This window comes from Streptomyces iranensis (assembly GCF_017874715.1).
GTDB lineage: Bacteria > Actinomycetota > Actinomycetes > Streptomycetales > Streptomycetaceae > Streptomyces > Streptomyces iranensis.
In genome coordinates, this window is the sequence record NZ_JAGGLR010000010.1 from 1 (window position 1) to 13,599 (window position 13,599).

The following is a 13,599-nucleotide window of genomic DNA, read 5'->3' on the forward strand; positions in this document are numbered from 1 at the left end:
TGCGTTAGGGAAACGCCCGGTTACATTCCGAACCCGGAAGCTAAGCCTTTCAGCGCCGATGGTACTGCAGGGGGGACCCTGTGGGAGAGTAGGACACCGCCGAACAAATTTTGCAGAGAGAGCCCTGTCGGGACTTCGGTCACCGGCAGGGCTCTTCTCATGTTGTGTTGCGAGCCACTCGGTGTTCATGTTGTCTGGGCACGATGCCGCTCATGGGGACTCCTACGGATGAGCTGCTGCATGAGTTGACCCGGGCGCGTGTGCGACCGGGCGACGAGGTCATCGTGCCGTCCTACGGCACTTCCGAAGCCGCGGAAGCGGTGCTGCTGGCCGGCGCCAGGCCGGTGTTCGTGGACATCGACGCCTATACCTACTGCATAGACCCGGCCGCGGTGGCCGAGGCGCTGACGCCCAGGACCGCGGCCATCGTGGCCATTCACACCTTCGGACATCCCGCCGACATGGCGGCCCTCACCGAGCTCGGCCGGCGGCACGGCGTGCTGGTGATCGGACACGGGGCCGCCGCCGAGCCCGCCGGGGAGATACTGCGACGGCAGGCCAACGCGGCCTATCTGGACGGAAAGCTGCGTGGCGTCCGCACGCCGCCTGTCGCGCCCGGTGTGGAACACACCTACCAGCAATACGTCGTCCGGGTCCCCGGCAACGGTCGGCCGGACCGGGACGCCTTCGCCCGTACGCTGCGTTCTCGCGGCGTCGTATGCCATGTGCCCGTACAGACACCCGCGCACCGCACCGCGCGCTTCCGGCGCGATCTGTGGCTCGCGGAGACCGAGCGCGCGGCCGATGAGTGCCTGGCGCTGCCCGTCGATCCGACCATGTCGCGGCGGGAGTTGCAGCGCGTGGTCTCGGCCTGCAACGCGCTGGGCGGGCTGCTGCAGTCAGCCGCCTGAGCCACGGGGCGAGTGGTCGGGAGCGTACTCGAGTTCGGGTATGATCGATCTCGTCGACGCGCCCCAATAGCTCAGTCGGCAGAGCGTCTCCATGGTAAGGAGAAGGTCTACGGTTCGATTCCGTATTGGGGCTCTCCTGCGAAGGCCCCCGCCAACTGGCGGGGGCCTTCGTCATGTTCGGGCATCGCCGGAGGCCCGGCGATACCCGAACATCTCAGGCGTCGGCGGGCTCGGGCTCCGGGACGCGCATCGCCAGGATCGCCATGTCGTCGGACGGCGGATCCGGGGCGAAGCGCTCGACCGCCCGCAGCACCCGGGCGGCCACCGCGCCCGCCGTAAGGCCGGTGCAGGCCGTGAGGACATCGAGAAGGCCGTCGTCGCCGAGCATCCTGGTGCCCTCGCGCCGCTCCGTCACACCGTCGGTGACGCACAGCAGCACATCGCCAGGGTCGAGCGTCACCGTCTGCTCGTACAGCTCCAGATCCTCCATGACGCCGAGCAGCGGCTGGGGCTCGGCCGCCGCCTCCACGCTGCCGTCCTGGCGCAGCCGGAGCGGCAGCGGGTGTCCGGCGCAGACGACCTTGAGCACCGCGCTGCCGTCGTGCTGCGGCCACAACTCGCCGTAGAGGAGAGTCAGGAAGCGGCTGCGGGCGCCCTCGTCGAGGATCGCCGCGTTGAGCCGCTCCAGGACCGCCGGGCCGCCGAAGCCCTCGCGGGCGAGCAGCCGCAGGGCGTGCCGGGCGAGTCCGGTGACCGCGGCAGCCTCCGGTCCGGTGCCGCAGACGTCGCCGATGGCGAAGCCGTACGCCCCGTCGCGGATCGGGAAGAGGTCGTAGAAGTCGCCGCCGACCTCGTTGCCCTCGCCCGCCGCGCGGTAGATGACCTCGACCTCGACTCCGGGGACCTCGGGCTGCTCGGGCGGCAGCAGACTGCGCTGCAGGGACTGGCTGATCGCGGTGCGCTCCGAGTAGAGCCGCGCGTTGTCCAGCGCGAGCGCGGCCCGGCGGGAGAGATCCTCGGCCAGCTCCAGGTTCTCCTGGCGGAAGTGCTCGTCGGTGGGCTTGCCGAGGATGAGCATGCCGATGACTCGGTTGCGGGCCACCAGGGGCAGTACGACCGTCTCCCCGCCGACCGCGGAGGCGGTCGCGAGCGAGGCGCCGGGGCCGGAGGAGGGGCGGGCTGAGTCGCCGAGGCTGAGGCTGCGCAGCGAGGTGCGCAGGGCGGCGGCGTGGGCCGCGTCGTAGGGGCCGGACCAGCTGCGGGCACCGCCGGTGGGGACCTGCTCCGGTGGGTCGATCTTCATCAGCAGGGCCTTGAGCCCGTCGATGCGGTCCTCGTCCTCATGCAGAACGTACGACAGCTCGGGCTCGGAGGCCTGGTCGGCGACCGTATAGACGGCGCACCAACTGGCCAGCGTGGGCACCGTCATCTGGGCCATGAGCGCCAGTGTCTGATCGCGGTCCAGGGTGCCCGCAAGGAGGTCGGACGCCTCGACGAGGAAGGACAGGGAGCCGCGGCGCAGCCGCTCCAGCTCGGTGAGGCGGGCGCGCTCGACGGCGAGGGCGATGCGGTCGGCGGCGAACTGCAGCCGCAGGGCCTCTTCGTTGCTGTAGCGGGCGGGGGACTCGGCGGCGACGCCGAGCGAGCCGGTGAGCCGGCCCTCGACCTTCAGCGGGACGGTGACCACGGAGCGCATCCCCGTGTTCACCAGCAGGGGAACGGCGCCGGGCACCGCGGACAGATCCTCGTGAACGGCGGGCATCCGGGCCGAGCCGTAGCGCCCGGTGCCCGCTTCGACGGGGACGCGGGCGAAGCGCTGGCGGGCGGAGGGCAGCCCGGTGGAGGCGCGGACCTCCAGTTCGGTCTCGTCGTCGGTGGCGAGCAGCAGATAGGCGGCGTCGCCGTCGAGCATGTCGCGGGCCCGCTCGACGGTGCGCTGGAGCAGTCCGTCGAGGTCGTCGGGGGCCGGGGAGCCGATGAAGACCTCGAAGGCGTCGGTGGCCGGGCCTCGCTCGGCGGTTTCGGCGGTGTCCACGTTCGCACCGCGCATCGGGCTCTGGAGTACGGCGCGCTCGAGGTCGCGGACCAGCAGACAGACGGTGGACGGCTCGCCCTCGGCGTCGCGGATGCGCAGGTGGGAGGCGTAGACGGGGGAGACCCGGCCGTCGGCGCCGCGGATCCCGTAGGAGCCCTCCCAGCGGGAGAGCAGAAGCGCCTCGGCGACGCCGGTGCCGGTGCCGGGGGTGTGCGGCCAGGCCGCGAGGTCGGTCAGTGGTTTGCCGATGATCTGTTCCGGATGGTAACCGAACAGCTCCTGAGCGTCGTCGTTCCAGGCGCTGATCAGTCCGCCGCTGTCGACCTGGACGACGCCCACCCGGACCCGGGAGTCGGCGATGGGCAGGGCGCTGGAGGGCAGGGCGGGCCCGGCGGCCCGGGTGCCGGCCGGGCGGTCGGGGAAGTCGAGCTGGAACCATACCTGCTTGTGGGTCGCGGTGTACTCGACGCCCCAACGGGCGGCGAGCGCGGCGCACAGCAGCAGACCGCGGCCGCCCTCGCGGTCGGGGTGCCCGAAGTGGTGGCCGCCGTTGCTCTGCAGCGGGACCTCGCGCTCGGGGTAGCGGTCGGCGACCTCGACGCGCACGCCGGTGTCGGCGCGGATGCAGACCACATCGGCGGTGGTACCGGCGTGCACCACCGCGTTGGTGACAAGTTCGCTGGTCAGGACGACGGCGTCGTCCACGATGTCGGTGAGGCCCCACCCCTGGAGGGTGTCCCGGACAAAGGTGCGGGCGGCGGCGACCGAGCGTCCCACCGGCTCGAAGGTGGCGGCTGCCCGCGCGGTGATCACAGGTCTCCTCATAAGTGTCTCGGCGAACTGCTCACCCATGTCGCAGCGCCCCTCCGATGCCCTGGCCGGTTGCCAGGTTACTTACCACCGATGCCGTCGCGAATGCCGGTCGGCTTCGATTCCACCCAGAGGTGCCTCGGCGGTGTGGGATGCTGCCGAACTGTTATGGCCTGGTTGGGGCATGGTGAAACACTGGGGAAGCTGGAAGAAGAACCCGACGAGGACGGTCAACCCTGCGGGAGGGACACGGTGGAGTCTGGCGCAGCGGCGCGGGGCACGAATACGCGCGCGAAAGGCGGACGGTCCCGGAGCAATGGGACGACTGAAGTGGATACGGCGGCCCTGAACCGGCTGCTGACCGCGATGACGGCCATGCGGGACGGGAACTTCCGCAAGCGGCTCACGGTCTCGGGCGAGGGCGTGATGTCCGAGATCGCCGCGGTCTTCAACGAGGTCGCGGACCGCAATCTGCAGCTCACGGGCGAGCTGACCCGGGTGCGGCGGGTGGTCGGCCGCGAGGGCAAGCTCACCGAGCGGCTGGAGACCGGAGCCTGTGAGGGGCAGTGGGCCGCGGCCATTGACGCGTCCAACGCCCTGGTGGACGATCTCGTACGGCCGGTGTCCGAGGTGGGCCGGGTGCTGTCGGCGGTCGCCGAGGGCGACCTGGAGCAGCGCATGGACCTGCGGGCCCAGGGCTCCGACGGGTCGGCGCACCCCCTGCGGGGTGAGTTCCTGAAGGTGGGGCGCACGGTCAACGGCCTGGTGGATCAGCTCTCGGCGTTCACCGACGAGGTGACGCGGGTCGCGAGTGAGGTCGGCACCGAGGGCAAGCTGGGCGGCCAGGCCCGGGTGCGCGGAATGTCGGGTTCGTGGAAGGATCTCACGGAGTCCGTCAACACGATGGCCTCCCGGCTCACCGCTCAGGTGCGTGACATCGCTCTTGTGACCACGGCGGTGGCCAAGGGTGATCTGTCCCGGAAGGTCACGGTTCATGTGTCCGGGGAGATGCTCGAGCTGAAGGAAACCGTCAACACGATGGTGGACCAGCTCTCCTCCTTCGCCTCCGAGGTGACCAGGGTCGCCCGTGAGGTGGGCACCGAGGGTGAGCTCGGCGGCCAGGCGAAGGTGCCGGGCGTCGCGGGCGTCTGGAAGGACCTCACCGACTCCGTCAATCTCATGGCCGGGAACCTGACCGCGCAGGTGCGCGGGATCGCCCAGGTCACCACGGCGGTCGCCAACGGTGATCTGTCGCAGAAGGTGACGGTGAGCGCACGCGGCGAGGTCGCGCAGCTGGCCGACACGATCAACACCATGACCGAGACGCTGCGTACCTTCGCGGACGAGGTCACGCGGGTGGCCAGCGAGGTCGGCGCCGATGGGCTGCTGGGCGGTCAGGCGCAGGTGCCGGGTGCGGCGGGTACGTGGAAGGATCTCACCGATTCGGTGAACACCGCGTTCCGGAACCTCACCGCGCAGGTGCGGGACATCGCCCAGGTGACGACGGCGGTGGCGAACGGCGATCTGTCGCAGAAGGTCACCGTCGATGTGGCCGGAGAGATGCTGGAGCTGAAGAACACCGTCAACACGATGGTGGACCAGCTGCAGTCCTTCGGTGTCGAGGTGACCCGGGTCGCCCGGGAGATCGGCGTCGAGGGTGAGCTGGGCGGTCAGGCGCAGGTGCCCGGCGTGGCGGGTACGTGGAAGGATCTGACCGATTCGGTGAACACCGCGTTCCGGAACCTCACCGGACAGGTGCGCAACATCGCCCAGGTGACGACGGCGGTGGCGAACGGCGATCTGTCGCAGAAGGTCACCGTCGACGTCTCCGGTGAGATGCTCAAGCTGAAGAACACCGTGAACACCATGGTGGACCAGCTGTCCTCGTTCGCCGACCAGGTCACCAGGATGGCGCGGGACGTCGGCACCGAGGGCCGGCTGGGCGGTCAGGCCCGGGTGGATGGGGTCAGCGGCGTCTGGGCCGACCTGACCGACTCCGTGAACTCCATGGCCGGGAACCTGACGGCGCAGGTGCGCGGTATCGCCCAGGTGACGACGGCGGTCGCGCGCGGCGATCTGTCGCAGAAGATCGAGGTGGACGCGCGCGGCGAGATCCTGGAGCTGAAGAACACCATCAACACGATGGTCGACCAGCTCTCCGACTTCGCCGAGCAGGTGACCCGGGTCGCCCGCGAGGTGGGCACGGACGGCCGGCTGGGCGGTCAGGCGCAGGTGCCCGGTGTGGCGGGCGTCTGGCGCGATCTGACCGACTCGGTGAACGGCATGGCGGGCAACCTGACCGCCCAGGTGCGCAATATCGCGCAGGTGGCCACGGCGGTCGCGCGCGGTGACCTCTCCCAGAAGATCGACGTCGACGCGCGCGGCGAGATCCTGGAGCTGAAGAACACTCTGAACACGATGGTCGACCAGCTGTCGTCCTTCGCGGAGGAGGTCACCCGGGTCGCCCGCGAGGTGGGCACCGAGGGCCAGTTGGGCGGTCAGGCCGAGGTGCAGGGCGTCTCCGGGACGTGGAAGGACCTCACCCAGTCCGTCAACGGCATGGCCAACAACCTGACGTCCCAGGTGCGTTCGATCGCGGAGGTGACGACGGCGGTCGCCAAGGGCGATCTGTCGAAGAAGATCACCGTCGATGCCAAGGGCGAGATCCTCGAGCTGGTCACGACGGTGAACACGATGGTGGACCAGCTGTCGTCGTTCGCCGAGCAGGTGACCCGGGTGGCCCGTGAGGTGGGCACCGAGGGGCAGTTGGGCGGTCAGGCGCGGGTTCCGGGTGTGACCGGTATCTGGAAGGACCTGAGCAACAACGTCAACCTGATGGCCAACAACCTGACCATCCAGGTGCGGAACATCTCGCAGGTCTCGGCCGCGGTCGCCAACGGCGATCTGACGAAGAAGGTGACGGTCGAGGCGCGCGGCGAGGTCGCGGCGCTGGCCGACACCGTCAACACGATGGTGACGACGCTGTCCTCGTTCGCCGACGAGGTCACCCGCGTGGCCCGCGAGGTGGGCACGGACGGCATCCTGGGCGGCCAGGCCCGGGTGCCCGGCGTCTCGGGGACGTGGAAGGACCTCACCGAGTCGGTGAACTCGATGGCGTCCAACCTGACCGGCCAGGTCCGCAACATCGCGATGGTCACCACGGCCATCGCCCAGGGTGATCTGACCAAGAAGATCGACATCGAGGCGCGGGGCGAGATCCTCGAGCTGAAGACGACCATCAACACGATGGTGGACCAGCTCTCGTCGTTCGCCGACCAGGTGACCCGGGTGGCCCGTGAGGTGGGCACCGAGGGCCAGCTGGGCGGCCAGGCGCGGGTGCGGGACGTGGCCGGCACCTGGAAGGATCTGACCGAGTCGGTGAACGAGATGGCCGGCAACCTGACTCGTCAGGTGCGCGCCATCGCCGAGGTGGCCACCGCGGTGACCCGCGGCGATCTCAACCTCAAGATCGACGTGGACGCCTCCGGCGAGATCCAGGTCCTCCAGGACCACATCAACACCATGATCGCCAACCTGCGCGAGACCACGCTCGCCAACAAGGAGCAGGACTGGCTCAAGGGCAACCTGGCCCGGATCTCCGGTCTGATGCAGGGCCGTCGCGACCTGGAGGACGTAGCCCGGCTGATCATGAGCGAGCTGACCCCGGTGGTCTCCGCCCAGCACGGTGCGTTCTTCCTGGCCGTACCGCCCGGCGAGGGGACCGACGTGGTCGCGGACAGCACCTCCGACGACGGCTACGAACTGCTGCTGGTCGGCTCCTACGGCTACACCCAGGGCTCGATGCCCAACCGCTTCAAGCCCGGTGAGACGCTGATCGGCACGGTCGCCGAGGAGAAGCGCCCGATCCTGGTGGAGAACGTGCCACCGGGCTATCTCAAGATCGCCTCGGGGCTCGGCGAGGCGGCTCCGGCCCATGTGATCGTGTTGCCGGTGCTCTTCGAGGGGCAGCTGCTGGGCGTGATCGAGCTGGCGTCGTTCCAGCCGTTCGCCCAGATCCAGAAGGACTTCCTCAACCAGATCGCCGAGATGATCGGCACCAGCGTCAACACCATCAGCGTCAACACCAAGACCGAGGTGCTGCTGAAGCAGTCGCAGGAGCTGACCGAGCAGCTTCGGGAGCGGTCGGCCGAGCTGGAGAACCGGCAGAAGGCCCTCCAGTCGTCCAACGCGGAGCTGGAGGAGAAGTCCGAGCGGCTGGCCCGCCAGAACCGCGACATCGAGGTCAAGAACACCGAGATCGAGGAAGCCCGGCAGGTGCTGGAGGAGCGTGCCGAGCAGCTCGCCGTCTCGATGCGCTACAAGAGCGAGTTCCTGGCGAACATGTCGCACGAGCTGCGCACGCCGCTCAACTCGTTGCTGATCCTGGCCAAGTTGCTCGCCGACAACGCCGACGGCAACCTCTCGCCGAAGCAGGTGGAGTTCGCCGAGACCATCCACGGCGCGGGCTCCGACCTGCTGCAGCTGATCAACGACATCCTGGACCTGTCGAAGGTCGAGGCGGGCAAGATGGACGTCAGCCCGACCCGTATCGCCCTGGTCCAGCTCGTCGACTATGTGGAGGCCACCTTCCGGCCGCTGACCGCGGAGAAGGGCCTGGACTTCTCCGTAAGGGTGTCGCCGGAGCTCCCGGCGACGCTGCACACCGACGAGCAGCGGCTGCTGCAGGTGCTGCGCAATCTGCTGTCCAACGCGGTGAAGTTCACCGACAGCGGCGCCGTGGAGCTGGTCATCCGGCCGGCGGGCGCGGATGTGCCGCACGCCATCCGGGAGCAGCTGCTGGAGCACGGTGCGCTGCGCGACGCGGACGCCGAGATGATCGCCTTCTCGGTGACCGACACCGGTATCGGCATCGCGGCGAGCAAGATGCGAGTGATCTTCGAGGCGTTCAAGCAGGCCGACGGCACCACCAGCCGCAAGTACGGCGGCACCGGACTGGGCCTGTCCATCAGCCGGGAGATCGCCCGGCTGCTGGGCGGCGAGATCCACGCGGCCAGTGAGCCGGGCCGCGGCTCGACGTTCACGCTCTACCTGCCGCTGCACCCCAGCGAGCTGCCGCCCCAGGGCTACCCGCAGCTCGCCCCGAGCAGCTCGGCCCCGCTGGCGCTCGAGGCGTTCCCCGGCGCCGTGGAGGAGACCGCGGAGAACGGTGCCGCGGCGGAGCGGGAGGAGGCCGCACAGGACGCCTCCGAGGGCTCTCCGGCGGCGCGCGGCCGTGGTGGCTCCGGGCTGTTCCGGCGGCGTCAGCGGGCCGAGCAGGAGGCGTCGCTGACCGACGCGGAGCAGGCCCCGCCGCAGCCGGATACGGAGCCGGGTGCCCGGTCGGCGGGCCGTCGGCCGGGACGGCAGGCGCAGGCCCCCGAGCCGTGGCTGCTGGGCGGCCAGGATCTGGTGGCCCCGGAGCCGGTGGGCGGCTTCCACGGCGAGAAGGTGTTGATCGTCGACGACGACATCCGTAATGTCTTCGCGCTGACCAGCGTGCTGGAGCAGCACGGGCTGCAGGTGCTGTACGCGGAGAACGGCCGGGAGGGCATCGAGGTCCTGGAGCAGCACGACGATGTCGTGCTGGTCCTGATGGACATCATGATGCCGGAGATGGACGGCTACGCCACGACGGCCGCGATCCGCAGGATGCCGCAGTTCGCCGGGCTGCCGATCATCGCCCTCACCGCGAAGGCGATGAAGGGCGACCGGGAGAAGAGCATCGAAGCGGGCGCGTCGGACTACGTCACCAAGCCGGTCGACACCGATCATCTTCTTACGGTGATGGAGCAGTGGATGTCAGTGGAGTGACCCGAGGCACGCGCGGGACAACCGTGGTGTTGACTGAGTGTCGCCGAACACGTGTGGGAACGCGGTATTCGGGGAACCTTCTGGTCTCCCACCGCGTTTCTGCTACGTGCACAGTGACATCGCGGTGACAGGGTGTGGCGAACAGCGGGGTGCGGCTACCATGACCGGCACAAGGACGGGCGGCACAAGGGAGCCGTCCCCTGGGGCGGCGCCCGGTGCTTCCCTCAGCTCTGCGAGCTGGGGAGACCCCAAGCCGGGACGAGGAGGACGGGGCATGGTGCAGAAGGCCAAGATCCTCCTGGTCGATGACCGGCCGGAGAATCTGCTGGCGCTGGAGGCCATTCTCTCCGCGCTCGATCAGACCCTGGTGCGGGCATCGTCAGGGGAGGAAGCGCTCAAGGCGCTGTTGACGGACGACTTCGCGGTGATTCTGCTGGACGTCCAGATGCCGGGCATGGATGGGTTCGAGACCGCGGCGCACATCAAGCGCCGGGAGCGGACCCGCGACATCCCGATCATTTTCCTCACGGCGATCAACCACGGCCCGCACCACACCTTCCGGGGCTATGCGGCCGGCGCGGTGGACTACATCTCCAAACCCTTCGACCCGTGGGTGCTCAGAGCCAAGGTCTCGGTCTTCGTGGATCTGTACATGAAGAACTGCCAGCTGCGGGAGCAGGCGTCGCTGCTGCGGCTGCAGTTGGAGGGTGGCCAGCCCGCCGCCGGGGAGGCCAAGGAGTCGGCGGGGCTGCTCGCCGAGCTGTCCGCGCGGCTCGCCGCCGTCGAGGAGCAGGCCGAGGCGCTGTCCAAGCAGCTGGACGAGTCGGCCGATGCCGCGGCCGTGGCCACCGCGGCCCATCTGGAGCGCAAGCTGACCGGTCTGCGGCGGGCGCTGGACGCGCTCGAACCGGGTGCGGGCAGCGGCGCCGGCCAGGTCCCCTCGCAGAACTGATCCGCCCGCCCCACCGTCACCGTCGGTCGGTCATCGCCGACCGGTCACCCGCACTTTGACGCGCCGTCACGGCCGTCTCACCGCCTCGTCGGCGCAGCGGCACCGGTGTGACGTCAGTGCTGCCCGATACCCCCGCCATGCGTGCTCCGTACGGCGGACGCGGGTAACCTCGCCTCCATGGCCTCTCGTACGTCCGGCAAGGGTTCCCAGAGCGCGGCGGGCACCTCGAAGAAGCGCGCCGGGCAGTCCGGAGGCGCGGCGAAGAAGGCGGCCGCCAAGAAGGCGCCCGCGAAGAAGGCACCCGCCAAGAAGTCCGCCGCGCCCGCGAAGAAGGCGGCGTCGAAGAAGGCGGCGTCGAAGGCGGCTCCCGCACCCGCCCCGAATCCGACCAGCGGCCTGTTCCGCATCGTGCGCGCCGTGTGGATGGGCATGGCGCGCGGCCTCGCGGCGATGTTCCGCGGCATAGGACGCGGCGCCAAGGGACTCGACCCTGCCCACCGCAAGGACGGCAGCGCTCTGCTGCTGTTCGCCCTCGCCCTGATCGTCGCGGCGGGCACCTGGTCCGATCTGGACGGGCCGGTCGGCAGGCTGGTCGAGATGCTGATCACCGGCGCCTTCGGCCGGCTCGACCTGGTGGTGCCGATACTGCTGGGCACCATCGCCGTCCGGCTGATCCTCCACCCGGAGCGGCCGGAGGCCAACGGGCGGATCGTCATCGGGCTCTCGGCGCTCGTCATCGGCGTCCTGGGGCAGGTGCACATCGCCTGCGGCGCCCCGGGGCGCGGCGAGGGCACCGCGGCGATGCAGGACGCGGGCGGTCTGATCGGCTGGGCCGTCTCCCGGCCGTTGATCTACCTGATGGGCGACGTGCTGGCCGTACCGCTGCTGGTGCTGCTCACCGTCTTCGGGCTGCTGGTGGTCACCGCGACGCCGGTCGCCGCGATTCCGCACCGGCTGCGGCAGCTGGGCGTCCGGCTGGGCCTGGTGCGGGACCACGAGGACGCGTACGCGTCGGAGGCCGGGTACGACGCGGCGGAGTACGCCGACGAATGGCGCGAGACGCCCGGCAGACGGTCTCGCAGAACCTCGCTCGCCAAAGAGGACCCGGACGGCGCCGGAGGCCCGGAGCGGGCCGAGGAGGAGGCGCTGCGCAAGCGCCGGCGCTCGCGCCGCTCGTCGTCCACTCAACCGCCGTTCGACCGGCCCTTGGACGCGGTGGACGTGGCGGCCGCTGCCGCCGCCTCGCTGGACGGGGCCGTGCTGCACGGTGTGCAGCCCTCGCCGCTCGTCGCCGGGCTCAGCAACGGGCTTTCGGGCGAGCGCGAGGACGGAGCCGCGAGCGGCGGGGTGCCGGGCGCGCGCGATGCCGACAAGGAGTCCGGGAAGGGCGGAGCCAAGGGCGGGGCGGCGGCCGGGAAGCGTCCGGACGGAGCCGACGAGGCGGACTCGGCCCAGGTTCCCGATCTCACCCGGCCCGCGGTCGAGTCCGGAGCGCCGCTGCCGCCGCGCGCCGAGCAGCTTCAGCTCTCCGGCGACATCACCTACTCGCTGCCCACGCTCGACCTGCTGGAGCGCGGTGGCCCCGGCAAGACCCGCAGCGCGGCCAACGACGCGGTCGTGGAGTCGCTGACGAAGGTGTTCACGGAGTTCAAGGTGGACGCCGCCGTCACCGGCTTCACCCGCGGCCCGACGGTCACCCGCTACGAGGTGGAACTGGGCCCGGCCGTCAAGGTCGAGCGGATCACCGCGCTGACCAAGAACATCGCCTACGCGGTCGCCAGCCCCGATGTTCGTATCATCAGCCCGATCCCCGGCAAGTCGGCCGTCGGCATCGAAATCCCCAACAGCGACCGCGAGATGGTCAACCTGGGCGATGTGCTGCGCTCGGCGGACTCCGTCGGCGACGACCATCCGATGCTGGTCGCGCTGGGCAAGGACGTCGAGGGCGGCTATGTGGCGGCCAACCTGGCCACCATGCCGCATGTGCTGGTGGCGGGCGCGACCGGTTCCGGCAAGTCGTCCTGCATCAACTGCCTGATCACATCGATCATGGTCCGGGCCACGCCGGACGATGTGCGGATGGTGCTGGTCGACCCCAAGCGGGTGGAGCTGACCGCCTACGAGGGCATTCCGCATCTGATCACACCGATCATCACCAACCCCAAGCGAGCCGCCGAGGCGCTCCAGTGGGTCGTGCGGGAGATGGATCTTCGCTATGACGACCTCGCGGCCTACGGCTTCCGCCATATCGACGACTTCAACGCGGCGGTCCGCAAGGGGAAGGTGAAGGAGCCCGAGGGGAGCGAGCGGGAGCTCAAGCCCTATCCGTATCTGCTGGTGATCGTCGACGAGCTGGCCGATTTGATGATGGTCGCACCGCGGGACGTCGAGGACTCGATCGTGCGGATCACACAGCTGGCGCGCGCGGCCGGGATCCACTTGGTGCTGGCCACCCAGCGGCCCTCCGTGGACGTCGTCACCGGTCTGATCAAGGCCAATGTGCCCTCACGACTCGCCTTCGCCACCTCCTCGCTGGCCGACAGCCGCGTCATCCTGGACCAGCCCGGCGCCGAGAAGCTGATCGGCAAGGGCGACGGCCTCTTCCTGCCGATGGGCGCGAACAAGCCCACCCGGATGCAGGGCGCCTATGTCACCGAGTCCGAGGTCGAGGCGGTCGTCGCCCACTGCAAGGAGCAGATGACACCGGTCTTCCGCGACGACGTGACGGTCGGGACGTCGAAGAAGAAGGAGGTCGACGAGGAGATCGGCGATGATCTCGATCTGCTCTGCCAGGCCGCTGAGCTGGTGGTTTCCACTCAGTTCGGCTCCACGTCGATGCTTCAGCGCAAGCTGCGGGTGGGTTTCGCCAAGGCGGGGCGGCTGATGGATCTCATGGAGTCCCGGAACATCGTCGGCCCGAGCGAGGGATCCAAGGCGCGCGATGTGCTCGTCAAGCCGGATGAATTGGATGGCGTGCTCGACGTGATCCGCGGTAAGGCTCACTCATAAGGGTTTGGCGGGCAACCGTTTCCCCTACCGAAACGTCAAGTTGAGGGAGGTGGCGGAGTGAGACCCCAGAA

At 69.7% G+C, this 13,599-nt stretch carries 5 protein-coding genes, 1 tRNA gene and 1 rRNA gene; 6 read left to right on the forward strand and 1 reads right to left on the reverse strand.

Annotated elements, in window-relative coordinates:
* The 3 genes from rrf to J2Z30_RS19175 all read left to right on the forward strand — a co-directional run.
* Positions 1 to 105 (forward strand): 5S ribosomal RNA (gene rrf, locus J2Z30_RS19165); the annotation flags it as partial.
* Positions 106 to 212: 107 nt separating this feature from the next.
* Positions 213 to 911, forward strand: coding sequence for a DegT/DnrJ/EryC1/StrS family aminotransferase (locus tag J2Z30_RS19170; protein ID WP_044569426.1), 699 nt, complete (start codon positions 213 to 215; stop codon positions 909 to 911).
* A gap of 60 nt (positions 912 to 971) precedes the next feature.
* Positions 972 to 1,044: transfer RNA gene (locus J2Z30_RS19175), tRNA-Thr, on the forward strand.
* Between the two features lie 81 nt (positions 1,045 to 1,125).
* Here the strand turns inward: J2Z30_RS19175 and J2Z30_RS19180 are convergent.
* Complete coding sequence (locus tag J2Z30_RS19180; protein ID WP_044569425.1) at positions 1,126 to 3,759, reverse strand: SpoIIE family protein phosphatase; 2,634 nt, start codon at positions 3,757 to 3,759, stop codon at positions 1,126 to 1,128.
* 249 nt (positions 3,760 to 4,008) lie between these two features.
* Between J2Z30_RS19180 and J2Z30_RS19185 the strand changes: the two genes are divergently transcribed.
* The 3 genes from J2Z30_RS19185 to J2Z30_RS19195 all read left to right on the forward strand — a co-directional run bounded on the left by J2Z30_RS19185 (position 4,009) and on the right by J2Z30_RS19195 (position 13,528).
* A complete protein-coding gene (locus J2Z30_RS19185; RefSeq protein ID WP_078956599.1) occupies positions 4,009 to 9,567 on the forward strand; it encodes a HAMP domain-containing protein in 5,559 nt (1,852 codons plus the stop codon).
* Between the two features lie 274 nt (positions 9,568 to 9,841).
* The gene (locus J2Z30_RS19190; RefSeq protein ID WP_020868040.1) at positions 9,842 to 10,519 is read left to right on the forward strand and encodes a response regulator; all 678 of its coding nucleotides are present in this window, start codon (positions 9,842 to 9,844) and stop codon (positions 10,517 to 10,519) included.
* A gap of 177 nt (positions 10,520 to 10,696) precedes the next feature.
* Positions 10,697 to 13,528, forward strand: coding sequence for a DNA translocase FtsK (locus J2Z30_RS19195; RefSeq protein ID WP_044581314.1), 2,832 nt, complete (start codon positions 10,697 to 10,699; stop codon positions 13,526 to 13,528).
* Positions 13,529 to 13,599: the final 71 nt, after the last annotated feature.

What these genes read in the sequence shown, in the direction of transcription:
- J2Z30_RS19170 (WP_044569426.1), top strand. Translation starts at nt 213, where the DNA reads ATGGGGACTCCTACGGATGAGCTGCTGCATGAGTTGACCCGGGCGCGT.
- J2Z30_RS19190 (WP_020868040.1), top strand. Translation starts at nt 9,842, where the DNA reads ATGGTGCAGAAGGCCAAGATCCTCCTGGTCGATGACCGGCCGGAGAAT.
- J2Z30_RS19195 (WP_044581314.1), top strand. Translation starts at nt 10,697, where the DNA reads ATGGCCTCTCGTACGTCCGGCAAGGGTTCCCAGAGCGCGGCGGGCACC.